This window comes from Salisediminibacterium beveridgei, assembly GCF_001721685.1.
Lineage (GTDB): Bacteria > Bacillota > Bacilli > Bacillales > Salisediminibacteriaceae > Salisediminibacterium > Salisediminibacterium beveridgei.
In genome coordinates, this window is the sequence record NZ_CP012502.1 from 3,328,880 (window position 1) to 3,350,169 (window position 21,290).

Annotated in this window: 20 protein-coding genes and 1 pseudogene; 10 read left to right on the forward strand and 11 right to left on the reverse strand. The window is 44.0% G+C overall.

Annotated elements, in window-relative coordinates:
• Positions 1-74: 74 nt before the first annotated feature.
• Positions 75-269: a CDGSH iron-sulfur domain-containing protein gene (locus tag BBEV_RS15690; protein WP_069366320.1), complete on the forward strand. Its 195-nt coding sequence runs from the start codon at positions 75-77 to the stop codon at positions 267-269.
• A 63-nt stretch (positions 270-332) separates the two neighbouring features.
• On the opposite strand, the gene BBEV_RS15695 is transcribed toward BBEV_RS15690, so the two are convergent.
• The 3 genes from BBEV_RS15695 to BBEV_RS15705 form a co-directional block, all read right to left on the reverse strand.
• Positions 333-1,142: a GIY-YIG nuclease family protein gene (locus BBEV_RS15695; protein WP_069366321.1), complete on the reverse strand. Its 810-nt coding sequence runs from the start codon at positions 1,140-1,142 to the stop codon at positions 333-335.
• A gap of 163 nt (positions 1,143-1,305) precedes the next feature.
• Positions 1,306-2,232, reverse strand: a complete 927-nt coding sequence (locus BBEV_RS15700; protein WP_069366322.1) for a DsbA family oxidoreductase — start codon at positions 2,230-2,232, stop codon at positions 1,306-1,308.
• 206 nt (positions 2,233-2,438) lie between these two features.
• The gene (locus BBEV_RS15705; protein WP_069366323.1) at positions 2,439-3,455 is read right to left on the reverse strand and encodes a nucleoside hydrolase; all 1,017 of its coding nucleotides are present in this window, start codon (positions 3,453-3,455) and stop codon (positions 2,439-2,441) included.
• A 284-nt stretch (positions 3,456-3,739) separates the two neighbouring features.
• Between BBEV_RS15705 and BBEV_RS15710 the strand changes: the two genes are divergently transcribed.
• Entirely contained in the window at positions 3,740-4,843 is a 1,104-nt protein-coding gene (locus tag BBEV_RS15710; RefSeq protein ID WP_069366324.1) for a Fic family protein, read from the forward strand.
• A 51-nt stretch (positions 4,844-4,894) separates the two neighbouring features.
• Here BBEV_RS15710 and BBEV_RS15715 read toward each other — a convergent pair whose 3' ends face one another.
• A complete protein-coding gene (locus BBEV_RS15715) occupies positions 4,895-5,524 on the reverse strand; it encodes a helix-turn-helix domain-containing protein (RefSeq protein WP_069366325.1) in 630 nt (209 codons plus the stop codon).
• Positions 5,525-5,874: 350 nt separating this feature from the next.
• Between BBEV_RS15715 and BBEV_RS15720 the strand changes: the two genes are divergently transcribed.
• Both BBEV_RS15720 and BBEV_RS15725 read left to right on the forward strand, forming a co-directional pair.
• A complete protein-coding gene (locus BBEV_RS15720; RefSeq protein WP_069366326.1) occupies positions 5,875-7,320 on the forward strand; it encodes a DEAD/DEAH box helicase in 1,446 nt (481 codons plus the stop codon).
• 202 nt (positions 7,321-7,522) lie between these two features.
• Positions 7,523-7,720: a cold-shock protein gene (locus BBEV_RS15725; protein WP_069366327.1), complete on the forward strand. Its 198-nt coding sequence runs from the start codon at positions 7,523-7,525 to the stop codon at positions 7,718-7,720.
• A gap of 223 nt (positions 7,721-7,943) precedes the next feature.
• Here BBEV_RS15725 and BBEV_RS15730 read toward each other — a convergent pair whose 3' ends face one another.
• The 3 genes from BBEV_RS15730 to BBEV_RS17675 all read right to left on the reverse strand — a co-directional run bounded on the left by BBEV_RS15730 (position 7,944) and on the right by BBEV_RS17675 (position 9,018).
• Complete coding sequence (locus BBEV_RS15730; protein ID WP_069366328.1) at positions 7,944-8,345, reverse strand: type II toxin-antitoxin system death-on-curing family toxin; 402 nt, start codon at positions 8,343-8,345, stop codon at positions 7,944-7,946.
• On the reverse strand, positions 8,346-8,597 hold the full coding sequence (locus tag BBEV_RS15735) for an AbrB/MazE/SpoVT family DNA-binding domain-containing protein (protein WP_069366329.1): 252 nt from the start codon (positions 8,595-8,597) through the stop codon (positions 8,346-8,348). It lies immediately after the preceding gene.
• A gap of 202 nt (positions 8,598-8,799) precedes the next feature.
• Positions 8,800-9,018 carry a hypothetical protein gene (locus BBEV_RS17675; RefSeq protein WP_198155025.1) on the reverse strand — a complete coding sequence of 73 codons (219 nt, stop codon included), beginning with the start codon at positions 9,016-9,018 and terminating at the stop codon, positions 8,800-8,802.
• Between the two features lie 121 nt (positions 9,019-9,139).
• Here BBEV_RS17675 and BBEV_RS15745 point away from each other — a divergent pair, with 121 nt between their 5' ends.
• The 3 genes from BBEV_RS15745 (at position 9,140) to BBEV_RS15755 (ending at position 10,887) form a co-directional block, all read left to right on the forward strand.
• Positions 9,140-9,706, forward strand: a complete 567-nt coding sequence (locus tag BBEV_RS15745) for a DUF4256 domain-containing protein (protein WP_069366331.1) — start codon at positions 9,140-9,142, stop codon at positions 9,704-9,706.
• Between the two features lie 23 nt (positions 9,707-9,729).
• Complete coding sequence (locus tag BBEV_RS15750; RefSeq protein ID WP_069366332.1) at positions 9,730-10,113, forward strand: VOC family protein; 384 nt, start codon at positions 9,730-9,732, stop codon at positions 10,111-10,113.
• Between the two features lie 315 nt (positions 10,114-10,428).
• Positions 10,429-10,887: an Hsp20/alpha crystallin family protein gene (locus tag BBEV_RS15755; protein ID WP_069366333.1), complete on the forward strand. Its 459-nt coding sequence runs from the start codon at positions 10,429-10,431 to the stop codon at positions 10,885-10,887.
• A gap of 135 nt (positions 10,888-11,022) precedes the next feature.
• Here the strand turns inward: BBEV_RS15755 and BBEV_RS15760 are convergent, their stop codons facing one another.
• On the reverse strand, positions 11,023-12,015 hold the full coding sequence (locus BBEV_RS15760; protein ID WP_157101012.1) for a DoxX family membrane protein: 993 nt from the start codon (positions 12,013-12,015) through the stop codon (positions 11,023-11,025).
• 344 nt (positions 12,016-12,359) lie between these two features.
• Positions 12,360-13,709 (reverse strand): annotated as a pseudogene (locus tag BBEV_RS15765) (alanine/glycine:cation symporter family protein).
• Positions 13,710-13,948: 239 nt separating this feature from the next.
• On the opposite strand from BBEV_RS15765, the gene BBEV_RS15770 reads away from it, so the two are divergent.
• The 3 genes from BBEV_RS15770 to BBEV_RS15780 are packed head-to-tail and all read left to right on the forward strand — an operon-like array spanning position 13,949 to position 18,720.
• Positions 13,949-16,123: a dynamin family protein gene (locus BBEV_RS15770; RefSeq protein WP_069366335.1), complete on the forward strand. Its 2,175-nt coding sequence runs from the start codon at positions 13,949-13,951 to the stop codon at positions 16,121-16,123.
• A complete protein-coding gene (locus tag BBEV_RS15775; RefSeq protein ID WP_069366336.1) occupies positions 16,092-18,119 on the forward strand; it encodes a hypothetical protein in 2,028 nt (675 codons plus the stop codon). The genes BBEV_RS15770 and BBEV_RS15775 overlap by 32 nt, the downstream gene beginning before the upstream one ends.
• Positions 18,091-18,720 carry a hypothetical protein gene (locus tag BBEV_RS15780; protein ID WP_069366337.1) on the forward strand — a complete coding sequence of 210 codons (630 nt, stop codon included), beginning with the start codon at positions 18,091-18,093 and terminating at the stop codon, positions 18,718-18,720. Before BBEV_RS15775 ends, BBEV_RS15780 begins: the two co-directional genes overlap by 29 nt.
• Positions 18,721-18,889: 169 nt before the next feature.
• Here the strand turns inward: BBEV_RS15780 and BBEV_RS15785 are convergent, their stop codons facing one another.
• The gene (locus BBEV_RS15785; protein ID WP_069366338.1) at positions 18,890-20,071 is read right to left on the reverse strand and encodes a hypothetical protein; all 1,182 of its coding nucleotides are present in this window, start codon (positions 20,069-20,071) and stop codon (positions 18,890-18,892) included.
• A 100-nt stretch (positions 20,072-20,171) separates the two neighbouring features.
• The gene (locus tag BBEV_RS15790) at positions 20,172-21,275 is read right to left on the reverse strand and encodes a hypothetical protein (RefSeq protein ID WP_069366339.1); all 1,104 of its coding nucleotides are present in this window, start codon (positions 21,273-21,275) and stop codon (positions 20,172-20,174) included.
• Between the last annotated feature and the right edge of the window lie 15 nt (positions 21,276-21,290).

A 21,290-nucleotide genomic window follows, 5' to 3' on the forward strand; every position in this document is an offset into this window, starting at 1 on the left:
AGACTGAAACCAACAGATCAGACACCCAGGTACATAACACCCGGTTTCGACTCGACGAATAGGGAGGTGAAAGAATGGCAGACGTAAAAATTACCATCACCGATAACGGGCCCGTGATCGTTAAAGGCGAAGTGGAGCTGGTTGACGGCGCGGGAAAGCCGATGGATTCCAAAAAAACAACGGCCTTGTGCCGCTGCGGTTTATCGTCCAATAAACCTTTTTGTGACGGATCACACCAATCCAAATTCGAAAGTGAAGTCAGAGCGTAACCACGCATACATCAAGGAGCACTCCGCCAGCTGCGGAATGCTCCTTTTTCAGGTTTCATTCAGTTAATTGTTGTACCCAAACCGTTTATCTTTGGTCAGGAGCACGTTCATCCAATGATGCTCTCTTCGGATGATGACCGTATCCTCGGTGGTGGATTTGTAGATTTCCAATATCGCATAGCGGAAATTGGATTTGATGTAGTCGAAGTGGAGTGCCTTCAGGTCTTTATTCCCGCCATGACCGGTTTGGATATAGTTCCGCCACCTGCCTAAAAGCATGTCCTCCCCATATGCCGAACCGACATAGCGCTTGCCTGATTTAACGTCGGTGATCAGATAAATCCCCTTCTGGTTTTCCAGCTCCGTTTTCCACTCTTTCTTTTCGACGACCCGTCGTAAATCCTGCCACGACAAATTCACGTTCTCATAGCCCGGAAAACCATCATCTTCAAAGGTGTCGTTGATGATCTCATATACCTCGCACTCGTTGATGACACTCTCCGCTCTTCGGATCATGTTTTGCGATTTGTTTTTAAATTTCACGATCAGCCTGCCGAAATACTTTTTGTATGTTTCGATCGTTTCATAACGATAACCGACACCGTTATAAACGCCCAAGTCCTCGGTGATCCTGCTGATATCAAATAACAGCCACTTGTCGTGATCAATTCGGATAAAACCGATCGCAATCTGACCGACTCGAAAAGACTTGTTCTTGGCGTAATTCCAAAACTGCCCCGTATACAAGCCGTCGTCTTTATCTTTAAACAACTGAATGGGATCAAACTCCTCCCTGTTGCTTTGGTTGAAGCGGATCTTGGTATGTTTCAACTCTTGTTCGGTCAGCTTCAAAATGTCATTGAGTATAATCACGACAGCCCCTCATTTCCAGTTTTGATCAACTGCTTTTCCTGTTATTGTATACCAATACGCCACCTTTTTCCTCCACTGATGGATGATGCCCTGTGTTACTTGAATCTTTCGGTCTGTGAACAGAGCAAAACCAGATGCACAACTGGGCATCTGGTGCTTTCCGTCAGTTCGTTCGTCTGACATACCATTCACTGAGAAACATTTGAATCTCATAGGACTCTTCTGAAAGTTGCCGCTCAACGAAGGCTTTTGCTTCGGCAGGTGCTACTTCGTACAGGACTTCGATTTCCTTTGCAAACAGGAGCTGTTCGTCTTTCAGCAGGACCGGAAGATCCGGTACCGGTCCTGCTTTGACTTCTTTACCGCGCAGCTTCTTCAGGCCATCAATGTACGTCTCCAAGGGACGCCCGCCAACAATTCGCACGCCTTCGTTCTTTTCATTCACCATGATGATGGTCGGAAAGGCCCGGGCACGGAGGCTTCTGGCAAGCGCGAAATCCTCCATGAGGAGCGCATGGCCCCTCTCCCCGTCTGCCTCTGTCACGATCCTCTCTCCGTCAAGACCCATATCCGACAGGATCTCACGAAGGACCGTTGCTTCTCCGATGTTCCGGTTCCCGATAAAGAGTGCTTCTCTCATGCGCCGGAGACACTGAACGGCCGCCTCTTTCCCGTGGATGGTCTCCACGACTTTGAAGACTCTCGAAGGAGGGTAGGATGACGCGAGAGGGTTGGTTTTCATCAGGGACCCGTCGATGGGCATACGGGCATGTTCGCCAACTTCACGCCAGTGGCCGGCCACGTCTTCCGGACCATGGATGCCGTTCGCCGGATCCACAGGGCCTCCGTGCCATTTTTCCAGAAGTCCGCCCATGACAATACGGACCGTGAGCTCTCCTTGATACATCGTCAAAAAGCGGCGAAGTACCGGTTCGATAGCCCAGCAGTGGGAACAGATCGGGTCGGTGACGTAGTAGAGGATTACAGGGGCGCTATCTGAAGCTGGTGCTCTGACGAATGCGGATGTTTCCGCCGTGTCGCCACTGATACCCGTTTCTATGTCGAAAAGCAGGTCGTTTGTCTTTTTCATAACAGTGTCCTCCTGACAGGTGACTCGTTGTGCGCGGATCCGAGCGAACTTGCTCGGATCTTCCGTATTGTGTTCGGATTATGGAAGGCTTGCTCGGAAACCTTAAGAGTTGCGCGGATCGCGGCAGACGTGCTCGGATATGCCAGATGATGCTCGGATTCCGGCAGATTTGCTCGACATTTCGAAAAGTTGAGCGGATCCCGCCTTCAGCCGTGCTTTTCTTTTAGAATATATCGTCGGTAGTCGTCATACGCCTCTGGAAAACAGAGTTTCATGAAGGCCTTTTTGAAGGCGATGGGATCGATGTCCATGTAGACATTCGCATTCTTTGCAAGCCCCGCTTCGGCGAAAAGGGACTGATGCTTCTGCACAACCGTCTGTCCTTTACAGATGCCCTCGGTTTCGATCTGAAGATTCACGCCCACCAGGATGTCGAACTTATCCGTCAAGGTCGGGTCAATCGCTGTCATCACGGCAACGAGGTCGTGAATGATGACGCCTGTCTGCTTGATGAACTTCCAGTACATGTCCTGATAGTGCTCGGCAATTCGACTGAGGATCTGGCCGATTTCCCCGCATTCGGTCCGCAGAAAGAACAGATCATCGAGGGTAATCTGCGTCTGGTGGGTGATGTCGAGGCCGATCATGTTGATTTCGATGTCTTCACCTAAGTCATAGGTTTCTTTGACCGCCTCTGGGTCGAACCAGTAGTTGAACTCCGCCACCGGCGTCCGGTTCCCGAGGTGCACGCCCCCGCCCATGGACCAGATCGTCTTGACCTGTTTCATCGTGTTGCGGTCTTTTTCAATGGCCAGGGCGAGATTGGTCATCGGGCCCAAAGAGATGATTTCCACTTCGTCCGGATGGGCTTTGACCGTCTCCAGGATAAAATCAACAGCATGCGTATCGGATTTCTTCGTGAGATCCGGGGTAAGCGTCACGCTGCCTAAGCCGCTCTCCCCGTGGACCGTCGTCTTCAGCTCGTAGCCCGACTCTTCGCGAAGCTGATTCAGTGAACCCTCCGCTCCCGGATACACCTTGCAGTCTGCGTCCATCAGCTTCACAATTCCCAGGGCGTTGTTCACACACGGCTCAAGCCCTACATTTCCTGCTACAACCGTGATGCCAAGGACGTCAAACCCGGCATAAGACAGGGCGGCGATGATGGCGTAAGTATCATCGATCCCCGGGTCCGTATCAATGATGATTTTTCGTTTTGTCATGACTGATTCTCCTATCATAATGAATTGGTCTCTTCGTTGAATAATGGTTTACCTTTTCAGAGCGCTTCTCCTCCTCAGTATAGTGGATTCCGCGGAATAGGTATAGAAAAGACGTCAGCATTGGAAAACTCGGAACTGACCCCATTGCAGTTATCCTTTACTGCAATGGGGATCGGGCTTATTGTTGCAGTAACGATATTTTGTGAAGTAAAAAGATCGTTAAATTGAATCTGAACTTATTTATGATACAATATATATAATCAAAATCGAAAAGGAGGCCCGCGATGAAACAGCCATATAATCTTCCCCTGTTACCTGTTTCGTTTACGCCTGAAACAGAGCTCTCATTTTACAAAAAAGTTGTGGAAGCGACCTCCAAACTTGAGAAGCTGAAGCAAAAGATGAATGACTCTCTCGTCAGTGAATCATTTATGGCGCTTCTGACTCTCCAGGAATCCGTTCAATCCACACGAATTGAGGGCACTCAAGTTACGTTCAGTGAAATGTTGGAAGATGAAATGGATCAGGGAATGGATTGGGAAAAAATTGAGGTGAGGAACTACCGGCGGGCACTTCAAATCGGTGTTGAAGCAATCAATACTGGCTATCCTGTATCAGAAAGGCTTCTTCGCCGCATGCACAGCGAGTTAATGGCAGAAGCCCGCGGTTCAAAAGGAGATGGAGGTGAATACCGAAAAGTTCAAAATTTCATAGGTCCTTCAAAGGATATAAAAGATGCTTCTTATATTCCACCCGAACCTCAATACTTGGGCGAATACATGTCGAATCTGGAACATTTTATTAACGGCCATCCTTATAAACAACAAAGCAATGGTGACTTACACGGGTTAATCAAAACCGCCATTGTCCATGCGCAATTCGAATCGATCCATCCTTTTTTAGACGGAAATGGCCGACTGGGCAGAATCTTAATCGTCCTGCATATGATGAAGGAGAATTTAATTGATTCCCCCTCTTTCTTCTTAAGCGAGGAATTGGAGAAAGAACGGTTTCGGTATTACGCTTTATTAAATGGCGTGAGAGGCGTCGGAGAAAAAACTCCCAACTGGGAGAATTGGATCCATTTCTTCCTCGATGCAACGATTCGCATGGCCGAGAAACAGTACAACAAACTCGACCAAGCTGAAGATCTCTATCATGAAGGCTTGCAAAAGCTATCTTCCGGATCATCAAAACATGTGTGGGGCATGGTGATGAAATTTCCAATTACTTCTGTGAAACAGGTCGAACACCATTCTGATCTCGCTGCGTCCACGATCCGAAAGGCATTCCGGGAGCTTACGGACAAACAGATGGTCTTTTCTGACGACCGCCAACGAAACAAGCGTTTTTTTCAGTATGACTTAATCAGAATCATGACCGATTAATCGAACCCTGGCGCCTGACCCCACTGCGGTAATGCTTTGCTGCAATGAGGGTCAGGCTTTTTTCGGTTTCCGCCATACCGGTATGAAGAACTTAATATTAATGATGCTCACTACGGCCATACCGAGGATCATGGTGATCAGTGTCTTGATGCTTTCTTCGAACGGCCATGAGCCATAGAGAAAGATCGCGAGTGCAAAGAGCAAATCAAACCAGATCACCTGTTTCGATCCGGCTTTCCGGTTGAAATAATCCCACGATCCGATGAATGTCAAAACAAATCCGATGGCAAACACCACCCCATACCACAGTTGAACATACCACCCGGGCATGGAGCCCAGATCTGCCGAGTCGGTGATGCCACCCATAAACCCTATCGCCCCGATCAGGAGCAACACACGGCCGAATACCGCAGCCAATTGCATACGGATATCTTTTTTTACTGGATCAGACGGAATTTCCGGAATTTCCTCATCGCCTGGATTTATTTCCGGGGAAATGAGCTCTCTGATGTCGCACTTAAACAAATTCGCCAGACGGATCAAATTGTCGGTAGAGGGTTCTGACGAATTCGTTTCCCATTTCGAGACCGCCTGCCGGCTGACACCTAACCGCCCGGCGACATATTCCTGTGACAGTTTCAAAGCCTTTCGTTTACTGCTGATGTTTTCTCCTAGTGACATGATCATATGCTCCTTAGCTGAATGTGATAACCTGATCCTAACGTATAGAGCAGTTGCGCACCACCAACTACATAGCAACAATTGGTTGCAACCACCGATTTTCGGTACATTAGCGTTTTTGAACAATCCAATCAGCGCCTTCCCTTTCATGCTCTCATTACATTTAAAAGAGCTTAAAAGGGAATTTTTATAGTGAGTGTTTTATACCAATAAACCTTATCAATCGTATCTGTCCAAACCAAATTCCTTCATCCATTTCAATTGCATCAGCGCTGCAGCTGCAGAGGTGATATAATGATCCGAGGGAATACGTTCGACAAGCAGAACCAATCTGAAAATGAGGGTGACCAATGACAACGAATCAATTTACAACGTTCGGACTATCAGAAGACATCGTCCGCTCGCTGACTGAATTAAAGATGACCGAACCGACAGACGTGCAAACACGAGTGATTCCACTGGCTTTAGACAAGCAGGATCTCATGGTGACATCGCAGACCGGCACGGGAAAGACCGCTTCTTTTGCGATCCCGATCTGTGAAATGATCGACTGGGAAGAGAACCGGCCACAGGCGTTAATTCTCTCGCCCACCCGGGAACTGGCGGCACAAATCCAGGAAGACATCACCAATATCGGCCGCTTCAAACGCATCAAAGCCACGGCGATTTACGGACAGGAACCCTTTGCCAAGCAGAAACTCGAGCTGAAACAGAAATCCCACGTCGTCATCGGGACACCGGGACGGGTCCTGGATCACATCGAAAAAGGGACCCTTTTTCTCAACAGGATCGAGTACCTCATCATCGACGAAGCGGATCAGATGCTCAATATGGGCTTCATCGATCAGGTGGAAGCCATCATCAAACAGCTTCCGGAAAGGCGCACCACATCGATCTTCTCGGCCACCATCAGTGACCAGATCAAACGCCTCTCCAAGCAGTATATGCAGGAACCAAAGCAGATCACGATCCGTCAGGAAACCGTCTCCCCGGACTCCATTGACCAGTCCGTCATCCACGTCACAAACAAGGAGAAGATCAAGATCCTGAAGGATGTGACGAAGGTCGAGAACCCGGACAGCTGCCTGATTTTCTGCAACACCCAGGAGAGTGTGGACCAGCTTGAAGACGAATTGAATCAAAACGGCTACCGCCCACGGAAAATTCACGGCGGTCTCGCGCAGAAGGAACGCTTTGCTGTGATGGAGGCCTTTAAGCGCGGCGCTTTTCGCTATTTGATCGCGACGAACGTCGCTGCCAGGGGGATCGACATCGACAACGTCTCCCTTGTCATCAATTACGACGTGCCGTTTGAGAAGGAGAGCTATGTGCACCGGACCGGTCGAACGGGCCGTGCGGGGAAAACAGGCAAAGCGATTACCTTTGTCAATAACCGTGAAAAAGGCGCCATCCGTGACCTTGAACGCTACACAGGGACGATCATTCCCCTCGCCACGGCCCCAACGGAAGCGGAAGTGAAACGAAGCGAAGAAGCCTTCTTTCAAAAACTGACGACGGCTCCGGAGCGAAAAGAAAACAAAAACGCCGATCTCAACAAAGAAATCATGACGCTGTATGTAAACGGCGGCAAGAAGAAAAAGCTTAGAGCACCGGACTTCGTCGGCACACTGACAAGCATCGACGGCATTACCGCCGACGACATCGGCATCATCACCATCCAGGAAACGAGCACCCTCATCGACATCTTTAACGGCAAAGGCCAACTTGCCCTTGAGGAACTGCAGCAGCGGACCGTGAAAGGCAAGAAGCTGAAGGTACGAAAAGCGAAAAGATAACGGGATGATAAACAGGTCCTCAAAAGAATTTCAATACAGGGGTAGTATTTCAGCTCCATATACGTTACAGTAGAATTAGCTTATTGAGGTTCGGATAGTAATGAAAGTTGAATGTTTCAAAGTATATTCCTCTGGATTTGGTAAATGAAGAGCTCAAGATGCAATACAACGTGGGCAAAACCCACACAGGAGGAATATCATTATGACACAAGGTACAGTAAAATGGTTTAATGCAGAAAAAGGTTTCGGTTTCATCGAAATTGAAGGCCAGGACGACGTATTCGTTCACTTTTCCGCGATCGAAGGCGAAGGTTTCAAAACACTTGACGAAGGCCAGACAGTCAATTTCGACATCGAGCAAGGCCAGCGTGGCCCCCAAGCGGCTAACGTACAGAAGTAATTCATACTTCAATCCAAACCCTTCACACGGCTGTGTGAGGGGTTTTTATTTTGGGCCTGAATAATGTGAATATACACATTATGATTTGGTATGAATCATTACCTTGTTTGACAAAGTAATTGAATTTCTGGAAAGCAAACAGACCTTGACGCCGTATTGGTAGTCAAGGCCTGTTTGCAGATCAGCGAATACACCTCAGGGGAATCGGTCATACAGTCTCAGGTTATGGTTGCCGTCGTTCTGCGTGTTCCTCCAGCCAGATAGCAATCTCCTTGATAGCGACTTCTCCTTTCGCGGTCTCCACCGTGAAGTCTTCAAGGTCCTGATTGTATGCGCTCTTCAATTTGTATCCATTCCTTTTCAGGAATATTTCCGTGACAGCCAGAGCCGTCCGTTTGTTTCCGTTATGGAATGCATGGTTTTTCAGGATCGATTGAAACAACACCGCAGCTTTTTCCCAAAGCGATGGATAGGCATCTTCGCCAAATAAGGTTTGTTTCGGTCGATGAAGAGCCGATTCCAGCAATCCTTCGTCTTTTACCCCTGCCGGTTCCCCTTCACCGTAACGCTTCATAATCAAATAGTGAATCAGAACGGCATCGTGATATGTGACATACACCGTCATTTATCGATCCCTCAAATTCCGGAAGACATCGTCATGTTCTTCAAAGGTTTCCGAAAGCATTTCCAGCAGTTCCGGATCAACACGGTCTTTCAAATCCCGTTTTTTCTGCAAGGTGATACGGTTGTCACCATCCACACTGAACGTCAGCTCGTCACCTTTCTCAAGCTCCAGGGCATCAATAATCGACTTCGGAATGCCAACGCCCAGACTGTTACCCATGCGGCTCACTTTTCTGACTTCCTGCTTTGCCATGATTTCTCCCTCGTTTCATGTACTTACGTAAGATTGTAAGTACATCATGACATGTGCTTCATTCCTCGTCAAGAACCAGCCTGTTCAGAGAAAAATAAACCTGGAGAGCCTTAATTCTCCCGGTTTAACTCTCGTCTTACTTGACCGGACGGGATTATTTCACGAAACGAATGAGCAGCGGAACACGCACCCATTGTCCAACTCATCCATAAATGAGCAATACGATGAACACTCCCGCAACCCATACAAGCAGCAAACCGAACAGAAAAAAGTTCCCCAAGGTCAACGTCACCCCGAGAATCGGGAAGTCTCCATTATCCAGCCCAGAAGCACTTCCCAATTCGTAAAAACTGTCAGAAAGCCCCCCTATTATCATGACATAAACAAGTAAACTCACAATCAGGTTCAAATTCTGCTTCACATGTTCTCGTAAAAAGGCAGAAGTGTTTACTCTCTTGCCTGACCCCGGTCTGATCATTAATCAATCATGCGCGCCTCCTGCAGTCGCGGTATACTGGGTGTAAGAAATGGGGGTTACCATGATGACCTTGAAAAAAACGACACTATCAAACGAGCAGCATGAGGAAATCCTCCAACAGTTGAAGACACGGTTCGATCAGCATAGGCACCGGCACGAGCATGTGGACTGGGAGGATGTGCAGAGGCGCCTTGACGAAAATCAGGATAAACTTTGGTCCCTCTATCAGATGGAACAGACCGGCGGGGAACCGGATGTTGTCGCCTTCGATACCGAAACAGGCACTTACCGCTTTGTCGATTGTTCACTTGAAAGCCCGAAAGGCCGCAGAAGTGTCTGTTATGACCGCAAAGCGCTCAATGCCAGAAAGAAGTATAAACCGGAAACCAGTGCGTTGGATCTGGCCGAAGAGATGGGGATTGAGCTGTTGACCGAAGATGAGTACCGACAGCTGCAGACCCTGGGCGAATTCGATACGAAAACGTCCTGCTGGGTAAAGACACCGGAGAACATCCGCAATCTCGGTGGCGCGCTTTTCTGCGATCGCCGGTACAACACCGTTTTTGTTTATCACAATGGCGCCGAGTCTTATTATGGAGCCAGAGGGTTTCGGGGTTCACTAAGCGTGTAGTCTATTACGAGGAGGTGAAATAGATGATCAGTAAACTAGGGCAAGTCATGCTGTATGTGAATGATCAGGACGCAGCCGTATCGTTTTGGGTCGACAAAACCGGCTTCAGCATCATAGATGAAGCACAAAATCCAGATGAAATGAAATGGGTTGAAATCGCACCCACATCTGATGCTGAGACAAGTATCATTCTGCATGACAAAAAAGCCGTTGCAAAAATGTCCCCTGACGTCAACCTGGGCACACCATCCTTGATGTTTTTCACGGACGACCTGGACAGATTATATGAGAATTTCCAAGCAAAACAGATTACCGTTGGCGAGGTTGTCACCTTGCCCCAGGGCAGGGTATTCAACTTTTCAGATCATGAAGAGAATTACTTTGCCGTTATGGAACAGAACAAGTAGAAAATGATCAAAGTGGAAGTCAATGTACGTAACAAGCACCTGCCCCGGTTAACATGCCAAAACCGGGGACAGGTGCTTATTTTTTGATCCCACAGATAAAGTCTATACCTGAAAAACTCTTTGAATTAAAAAGTTTTTCGAGTATAGTCGTAAATTTTTTATCTATTCATTATTTTCGAGTACAGTCGAACGTTCCGAAGTCTTCCTGGTAAAAACCGTCGCCTTTTTATCAATCCATAGGTTTAACGGCTTTTTTCATGTGGTAAATCCATTACTGAAAAGGATATTCATACTGTTTTTCAGGAGGGATGTGCGATGACTAACTTATTTCCAAGAAAGAACCGTTCGTCAAACCCATTCTTACCGGACAACAGCATGTTTCCAAGCCTTTTCGATCGTGACACATTCAGTGAGCTGTTTAACGGCAACCTATTGAATGACAGCGGTCTGCCGCGCGTGGATGTGGAAGACAAGGGCGATCATTACCGCATTGAAGCGGATCTGCCCGGCTTCAAAAAAGAAGATGTCGTGGTCGAATACGATCAAGGCTATCTCACCATCCACGGGCAGCACGAAACCACCCGTGAAACCGAGGAAAAAGACCGCAACTTCGTCCGCAAAGAACGTTCTTCAGGATCGTTCCAGCGCAGTTTTCACGTCGGCGACATTGATGAGAATGACATTAAAGGCTCATTCGAGGATGGGGTGTTGACGATCACCGTCCCAAAATCTGATGATCAGCCCAAAACAGCCAAACGCATTTCACTTGATTAACTGAATGTGTGATCAGCAAGACTCCGGATCCAGGAACAGGATCCGGAGTCTTTTTATTTTATGGGAAAGTTTACGTTTGATAAACGTATGATGCGATAGTGTAACGAAGGCTTTTCAGCCCCTTTGTCATGCTCATCAGGCGAACCGGTAATAGATTAACAGAATCGTCGCTAAGACAAACAAAAAGTTCAGAAAAATAAACACGATTTTTTCAAGACGGGTATGGTGCATATCGATCGGCGGTCGGTAGAAGGACACACCTTCAATGATAAACGTGATCAAAATCATATGGATCATGAAATGCCCAATGATTTCGGTCATGCCAAACAGCATCGTTGTGGAAACGAAAATCAGCGTCAGCACCAGGGCAAGTAGGCGGTTGAGTATGCCAACGACGAGCAGATAGCCGACGACGAATTCAATAAACGCCGTCAGGACAACAAAGATTTCAGGTGAGAATCCAAATGTAGGAACGTTATGATTCAATATCACATCCGTTGCCATGGTCGGATAAACCAATTTCTCGACGGCAACCCAGCATAGGGACAGCCCGGTGGCCAAGTACAAAAACGGGAAACTCCACTGATCCAGCTTCGTCCCTTTAAACAGCAATATAAAGAAAACGGCCAGATAAAACGCGTAATCCAGCATGTGGAAAATGCCATATTCCCATGTCGTCATCGCAAACAAGATCAGGAGAATCACCCCTGCGCTTCTGGTGGCATAGGTGTGAGGAATGAGCAGGAGAATGACCGCGAGCCACGGCAAGAACACGATGACATCGCCCGGAGCCAGTAACTCCGGTGCAAACAGCCCACCGGTGATGATTTGCACAAAGATGGCGATGGCTGCCCCGTATTTAATAATCGGGAATGTGTATGGCCTGAACGTAGACAGTTTCTCGTCTGCTTTTTTTAAAAATGCAATGTTCATGGTTTTCGGAATCAGTCCAGGTAATAATGCTAATAAGATGGCGGTCAAAATGGCTAGCGTGATAAACAGCGGACTGATAATCTCTTCAATCGGCGCCCGCACCGGTTCGGTATCGGTGAACCATTTCACATGCGCATAGCTCGTCACTGCAGGAAGTACCAGTAACACCATCACGATGACATTGACTTTGATCATGATTTTTTTCACCCGACAAAACAGCTCCTTTTATTAGACTGTATTTCGCATACGAATCGATTCTATAAACTGTACCACAGCTAAACCAATCAGTAATAGTGTAAAGACTCGCCAGACTCGATGTGAATCCACCCTCATGTAAAAGACGTACGATTGGACCTGATCCCCGGTGCGGTGATCCTTTACGGTGCAGGAGTTCAGGTACCGGGAACCCGCCGCAAACCGGGTGACACCGGTACGACAAGGTCTTTGGCTATCACAAATAAAGTGACGCACATAAAAAGCGCCTGCCCCCGGTCATCCAACGACGATCCGGGGCAGGCGCTTGTATCATGGGCTTCAGTTTAGGAAGCCTGCTTTTCTTCAATGCGTTTTTGTTTGAACTTCTTCGTTTCGTTCACGATCACCCCGGAGAGGAGTAAGAGCGCCACCAGGTTCGGGAACGCCATTAACCCGTTCATCACGTCCGCAAAGCCCCACACGACGTCAAGGGACACGACGGAGCCGACAAAGAGCATGACGACGAACAAGAACCGGTACGGCATCGATACTTTGCCACCAAGGAGATACGTGAAGCATTTCTCCCCGAAGTACGACCAGCCGACAATCGTCGAAAAGACGAAGAACAACAGGGCAACGGCGACGATGATCCCGCCGACACCCGGCAAGTACTGCTCAAACGCCGCGGAAGTCAGCTGCGCGGAACTGTCGAATTCATCCGCCCGCAAATACATCTGACTCATGACAAGGGCGAGACCGGTAATCGTACAGACGATGATCGTATCGATGAAGACCTGCGTCATTGAGACCAGCGCCTGGCGGGCAGGCACATCGGTCTTGGCAGCTGCCGCGGCAATCCCGCCGGTACCGAGCCCGGCCTCGTTGGAGAAGATCCCCCGGGCCACGCCCTGCTGTATGACGGCACCGACTGCCCCGCCGGCCATCGCCTGACCGGTAAAGGCGTCCGTGAAAATCAGCGCGAAAGCAGCCGGCACGTCGGTTACGTTCATCAGGACAATCAGTAGGCCGGCCCCGACGTAAAAGACAATCATCACCGGTACGACGACCCCGACGACTTTACCGATGCTGCGGATCCCGCCGATAATCACGAGACCGACGAGAACCGACAGCACAAGACCTGTCACCCAGACGGGAATGCCGAAGTTCTAATTGGCCACACCCGCTGCTTCATGGGACTGGACCATATTGCCGATCCCGAAAGCAGCGACGGCTGCAAAGCTTGCGAAGATGACCGCCAGCCATTTCATGCCGAGCCCTTTTTCAATGTAATACATCGGTCCTCCCGACATTTCACCTTGTTCATTTTGAACCCGGTATTTGACGCCCAATATCGCTTCTCCGTATTTCGTCGCCATCCCGACGAACGCGGTAATCCACATCCACAGGACCGCCCCGGGACCCCCGACAGCCACGGCTGAAGCCACACCGGCGATATTCCCGGTCCCGACCGTTGCCGCAAGCGCCGTCATCAAGGCCTGGAAATGGGTGATGTCCCCTTTCGATACCTTATCGCCTTTCGTAAAGACGAGCTTCAGGGCGTAAGGGAGCTGTTGGAATGAAAAGAACGTCAACCGAATCGTTAAGTATAACCCTGTCCCCACGAGCAAAATAATGAGCGGCAGCCCCCACACGAAACCGCTCGCCGCATTAATCCAACTTTCTACTGTTTCCATTCCAATCTCTCCCCTCTCTCTTTAAATTGACTGAATATAGAAAACATTCTAGCACAATGCATCCATAAAAAAACAGATTCCTTTTAAATTCTATGTAAAAAAATTTATCAAACAAAAAAACAATCGCTTACCTAGAGTAAGACGTTAGAAAATACTGAAAAATGTCATTAATACTCAAAGTGAATTATTGAAATTTATGTTAAAATAGTAGGGGAATAATTCAATTTAGGGGGATGAAAATGGAATCAATTAAGATTCAAACGTTGAGCAATGACTTATACAAAAATTTAAGAGATTTGTTATTCGAGATTGACGCATTAGGAGCATCAAAATTAGCAGATGAGGATCAAAGTGAAACAATTAGTGAATTAAAAAAAATTCATAACCTATTGGTATTTATGAGAAATAGTTTTGAAAGGAGCTTCGTAACCATTACTGGTCTTCAGGGCAGTGGAAAAACAACATTCATCAATCAGCTTTATGGCTTTGAATCGAATGCTTTACCTGAAAACCCAGGCAGAGGAGAAGTAAAACCTATCTTATTAACCGAGAGAAAAAACCTTGAAGAAGAACAAGCTTATGAAATTCGCTTACATAATGATGGCTATTCGCTTGAAAAAATAGCTATTTCTCATAACGATTTGCATAATAAAAGTATGTCCCCTTCTCTTAAAACATTATGGTTTGAATTTGAAGTTCCATTCAAATACACAATGGATGAAAATAAATCCATCGTATTGTTGCCTGGTTTTGAGAGTGAAAACAGCAATCATCTCTCCCAAGAAATGCTGCAATATATTTTAAATATGTCTGACAGAGCTATCCTCCTTATCCGAAAAGATATGACTGCAAATCAAAGAAATTCAGATATGATAGAGAAAATTCAAAATGAGTATTCAGATATAAATCCTCTGGTAGTTATGTCTTTCAGTGACATCAATCCGGAAACAAATTCGGAAATAATGAATACTTTGATTGAAGAATTAAACATCAAAAAAGATCAACTGATTTGTAAAGGATCTGACCGTGATGCTTGGATTCAAGAGTTTATCGAGAAAGTGGACTCTTTTAATGACGGGAATGCTGGATTATTAAAAAGAAAACACCAACAATTAGAAACTATTTCTAAAGAAATTAGAAAAAATATTAACGAAGTAAATTTGTGGATCAATGAGGACATTAAAAACAAAGAATTAGAAACGTTGCTAAAAGATATGAGAAAAGATAGAACATTAATTTCTTTACAGACAAAAAATAAAAAAGTCTTAGACGATATTCAAAAACAATTAAAAAATGACTTGAATCCAGTAAAACAAAATGCGAAACAAGAGTATAAAAAATATGTCAATGAATCTGAAACAAAAATGAAATCATTGAAATCTTTTTTCAACTCCGACGCATTAGAAAATTCCATGATATATGAGGAAAAAATTAAAGATATTTGGGCCAGTAACATTAAAGTTCAAAATATCGAAAAAAAATTACACGTAAATTCAACATCAGCAATCATCCAATTAGAAAATCAATACTTCGGAGCAATTCAATCTGATTCAGGTAAACACAGCACTTTAATCAGTTTCTCTTCACTAAACAAAGATACAATGGATTCTTCGGATATTTTGGATGAAGAAACATTCGACGAAAATAATATCTATATAAACCATTTAGACCACATAAACAACTACTTCGATTGGAATGAAGTAGCACCGATAGAATTAAATGACAAAGACCTTGCAACACTTACAATTATGGGGACAGCTCTTGCTAGACAAATGATTTCATCAAGTGAATTGATTGAAACATCAAATCAACAGTATAATGAATTCGGGCATAAAAGTGGTAATTTGGATGAATTCAAAGACATTGAAAAAGTGGCAGACCAAACAAAGAAAAAGATAAATAGTTTTGAATTAAATGCAATATCAAACATCTTCTTAACTCGTTCTGTACTTAAAGGAATCCCTGTAGTTCTTGGTGTTGATGCTGCAGTAGACGGCAATATGACATTATTAGGAAATGCGTCCGCTGCATTAGAGACTGTCGGTATTTCCATCTCAGCGAAAGCTTTATTAGGTTGGATTGGTGCAGGTTTAATAACCTTAAAAACTATTGAAACACTTCATTTGCAAACAGTGAAACTAAATGCAAAAAAAGTTGACCTTGCGCAAAAAGGCGAAGAATTATTCGATGTTGTGACTGAAGATTACATTGAGGGGATTATGAATATCTATAAGGACATCTTCAAAACCATTGAACAAAGGTATATTGATTTACAACACAAAAGAACCAGCAACGATCCTGATTACAATTCGATGAAAAGAATTGTTTACATTTCAAATGAACTGAAATCCAATGCTCAATCTTTCGCAAAAGAGGTTAAGAATGAAAAACTATTATTTGAATCAAATCGCTGATCATGAGCGATGGGTCGTTGAGGCTATTAAATCGTTCAATTCTGGATTCAAAAGATTTCAACCGATAAATCTGGTAAAAAATGAAGTGAGAATCGGATTATATGGACCCACTCAAGTAGGAAAAACAACTTTTATACTGACTTTACTTGGAGTTGGTGCTAATAAGATAAAAGAGCTTTCTAATGCGCTGAGGGCTGGAAGGCCTCTAGGAAAGTCATCGACAATTACTACCTTCATTTATAAACGATCGAACGATAGGCTGTTTAAAGTAATTGATCTTCAAACGGATACAATCATGACGTTCAATTCATTAAATGAACTAAGCGAATATCTAGGGGAATTAAGAAATAAAATCGAAAATGATTCAAATCACAAACAGCTAAAACAAAGCCACACTTATGAACTGCATGTTTCAAATGAATACATTACTAATCCTGTACTTATAGAATCTTCAAAAAATTTTCAGTTAATTGATCTTCCTGGTTTTGATACCCGAGAAAGTAGAGAAAAAAGATATGTAGAAAGACTTTTAAATGAACAACTCGGAAGTTGTGATGTAGTAATCATTATGGAAATATTTAATCAGATGGTTCATCTTCAAAGCGATAGCTTCAGTCGGTTTTCAAATTGGAAGGATACCCCGGAGAAATATCGGGTTGTCCTAACGCGGTCTTTTTCTGATCAATCTGTTATGGATAAGGTTTCAAATGGATCCATCCAATCCAAGGAAGACATGTTGGAATACACAAACCATAATCTAAATGAAGTTAGTGAATTGGGCATTCCAATTGATAATGTATATCCTTTGGAATTTGGAGATTCGTTTCTTCAGCTATCAACATCAGATGTTTACAGTGCATCTGATGTTCTATCATGGCTCAATGATTTTTACTTCACTTTAGCTAATAGTCTTTATGCAAGCGGAACAATTGAAGCCCAAATCACTAATATGAGAAATAGTAAGTACAAAATGATTCAAAAAGAAGAAAAAGATATTCAGACCAAAAAAATAGAAGTTTCTAAAATATGCAATAAAATTACACCGAAAAATAACACTGTTAAAAAAAATAATGCATTAATTGATGAGTTACAATCAGAAAACTCTAAAATGATTGAGATGAATGATCTGTTAAATAATTTCACTTTTATTGATTTTAATTGTGACGAACTCGATGAGTTGAAAAGTGAATACATTTTCAATCTAACTACTCAGGATGACGAAAACAAAGAAGAGTCATTTTTATTTGCTGAACGCCTATTCCGTTCCGGTTTAAATCTCATTTCTATTGCCGATTTTTCTGCATTGACAAAATCTTTAAATATAGAACTAGAAAAAATAGAAAAAACCTTTGATTTAGATCTTTCTGATGACATTTTGCACCAACTTAACATGATATTATCCAGTTTCATTAATTATAAACAGATTGAGGCTCAAAAAATAATGACTATAAACAAATATCATGAACCATTTGACATAAAATACGAAATAAACATAGATCCAAAATCTTCATATTCTTGGTGGCGGAATCTAGCATCGAATGCAAAAAATAAAAGAAGAAAAATACTCCTACATCTATTAAGAGAATATTATACATCACTCAATTTTCTGGAGAGTGCTTGGTCAGAATATCAGAAATCCACACATCAAATATTACAAATAAAGATTGCAAAAAATAATTGGATCATTTCCAGTGTTGAAAAAAAGATTAGTAAGTTGAAATACGAAAAAGAATTACTTGAAACTAAAATAGACGAACTAAAAAATGATATTTCTGAAATTGAAAAGGAATGGCAAGAAGATAAAATGTGGCTCGATTCCCTGGATCAACACTTAATAACTTCTTGGTTAGAGGAATATGATAGGTTAACGAGGGATTTAATTCAGCCATTAGAAAATGCAATAGAACTCTGGGTGACAAAATATAAATTAAATTTATTAATGCTTCAAGGTGAGGGGCTGATTAAACTTGAATCAACAGAAAACCGAAAAATATAATGAAGCTATAACTGCAATAAAAAGAATAAATGATGAAGTGTACTTTAAAAATATGAAAGAACATTTGAATGAAAATGCCGATGAGCTATCAAATCAAAATAGTAAACTTGCGAAGGACTTCATGAAACTGAAAAAACAGGTTAGCAATATTATCATCGAATTTGAGGATATCATTGAAAATACTGATGATAAAATATCAGGTAACATAAATGACCTTCATGAAGAAATCAAAAACAATTTAACTGAAGTATCTACAGAAATTACATCAACCACCAACAAACAATCGGCTGAATTGAATAAGCATCTGAATTTAATTCAGGATCAATTAGAAAATACTCAACAAGAAATTTTGAACACAATTCAAATGAGTTCTTCAAGAATCGTGGACCTTCAAGAAAAAGAGTTTATTAAATACGAAAGTTTGCCTGAAAGCCTATCTATTGTGGAACAAGAACAAAAAAAATTAATAGATTTTCACGAAGAATTAATTTTGAGTAATGGAAAAATGAAATCAGAGATAAAGCTTAACCGCTGGCTCATTTCTATTCTCGGGGGCGTCAATTTATCTGGCTTACTTACCGTTATCTATTTTATGATCTAAAAAAGATCGTGCGCCTGTCGGAAGATTTTTCACTTCACTAGGGCAGGCCTCACGATCAATTCTAATCAAATGCCCACTTTATTCATTTTTTGATTCCTTCCTTATTCGGACCTGTCCCGTAACGACTTAACAATAACACCCGTGGTCAGGCAGTTTACCCCTAAACCACTTATCTTATTGCCTCAAGTGCGCGCTTTTCTTGATACATGATTCTTACATCCGTACATTTTCGAATACTTTGTTTATGTTTGTCAGAATCCCACCACTTCTTGCCGAATTTTGAGGCACTGTATGTGATCCGGCCGACAATTACCAGTCCCGTCGGGTCCGGGATCAGTGCATCGATTAATGTATCAGTAGCAAAGCTTCCCAGAGCATCAACACCAAATCCCAGAGACACAAAAACAGCCCCTTCAGCTGCTCCGGTCACCGCAGTTTGCTTCAATCTCTGTCCAGCTTCCTCTGCCGTCAGCCCATTTTTCCGATCCCGCCAATACTTTATTGCAGCAGATGTCATCGTCATAGTGAGAAACACACCGTTAATGACCAAGATATCCGCCATATGTTCCATCATCGATCCCTGAAGCATCTCACCCACTGGAATCAGAGCCTCTTCCAGCCCCTTCTTACTAAGAAAACCGACACCAGCCAACCCGCCACTGATCACAGCAATTCCGACGGTTTCTTTGATATATGTCAGACGTTTCTGCGTCCAAGGACGTGGATCTTTCCTCAACTTGTATCCTTGAATCGATGCATACAATACTGTGAAAATTACTGCAGCACCCCCAGCCGTGATCATACCCTCTTGAAATGTGGACAGCATGATCTCGTCTTGGTTATGCTGCAGCGTGATTTCCAAACGATCTTCATTGTTTTGAAATAACCCATCGTAACGTTCGTGTGTCGGATTATGAGAGTTACCATCATGCAGATGCATAAGATGACCTTGTTCCGTTGCAAGAACAACATTATCCTGGTCAGCAGCAAGGGCTAAGTTATCCGGGTTATCCCTGACAGTCTCAATGTGATGCCCTTCAAGACCATCTATAGGATAAGTATCTCCCCGTTCATAACCTTGAACCATTTGACGCTCCTCTTCTGTAAACGTCACAATATTGCCGTCGTCATCGACATATTGAAAAACCTCTTCAGGCGCATTGACACTATCCTCCGCAAAAAAGGACAGTGACGAATACTCATCTGAAACGCCGCGGCTTCGGGCGTAATCCATCGATGTGATGTCAGATGTATGATTGAGTTTGTCTTCCATGATTTCAAAGGATTCTACAGTCTCCTCCTCGTACGCCAAATAATCGAGTTCTCTTTGATCATAGATTTTGTCACTCATCCAGCCGGCACCTAAAGTTGTTGCCGCGACGGCTTCACCACTCCTGTTCGACGAATGGAATCCAGGACTACTTATCTGCCTATTAGCATTCATCATACGATTACACTACCTTATCCTGGGTATTCAACATTCGTTCAGTGAATTTTGGCTTTACTTCAGGATCCAATTTTCCGAATATCTCCTGATAAACTGCCTGATAATAGGCCTGAACTTCCGGGTGAAGAACATTCATATCCCAGCCACCCATTTTTTCAGTAAGCGAGACAAGGCCTGAACCTCCCTTAAAAGTTTTCTCATTATTTCTAAACGTAACAGACGCTTCCCGGAACGAAGTGATGGCTCTTTTATTGTAGTCCTTCACTTGATGTTCTTCATTTTCATTACCTCTGGTGAAATGACCAACGATGTCCCCGGTTATCTCTCGCAGTCGTTTCAATAATACTGGATCCCGTTCGATTGTTTTTTGATCCAAGCTGCCTTCAATGGTTTCGATCTCATCTATGAGGCTCTGATTATCAGGTTCACGCGATAGCCTTGTGACGGCTGATTCAAGCTGATCCAGCTTCTTTCGTTCACTTGCAAGCTTTTCTTCCACATGACTCTTCATCAATAAGTTCCCCGTTCGCAGATTCTCATTATACCGTTTTACTGCATAGTCCCATTCGTCGATCGAACAATAATCGAGCAATGTCCTGCTTGCTTGGTTCAATTTTCTCGCAGTCCGCATACGAATCTCCTTACTCGAATCCTTCAAATAAGGCTGAAGCGTTTGATCGTATGCTTCATGCAACTCCCTTGATTCAGGGAACTGGTTCATCGCAGTTTCTAGCATCTCCAACTTTTGTTGCGTCGACAAATCCTCATCACTAATACGCTGAACCCATCTGTCATGTTCAATCTGACGTTCGTTGACGAAGTTCTTCACTTGCGCTTTCATCGTACTGAGGTTTTCTTCCCACTCTGCATACACCTTCTGTGAGAGACCCAAGTAATGCTCCCCCATAATCCTGTACATCTCTTCAGATGAAGCCTGGATCCAGCTTTCAAACCTCTCCTCTTTTTTTCTATCCGCTTGTGAGATCATTTCTTTTAATTCTTTAATCTCTTGGTGATAGGCTTTTGCATTCTCCTTCTGTTTCAACATTTGCCCGGCTAAAACAAGTAAGACAACAAAAATCCCCATCACAATAACAACATCCAACATAGAAACAACTCCCTT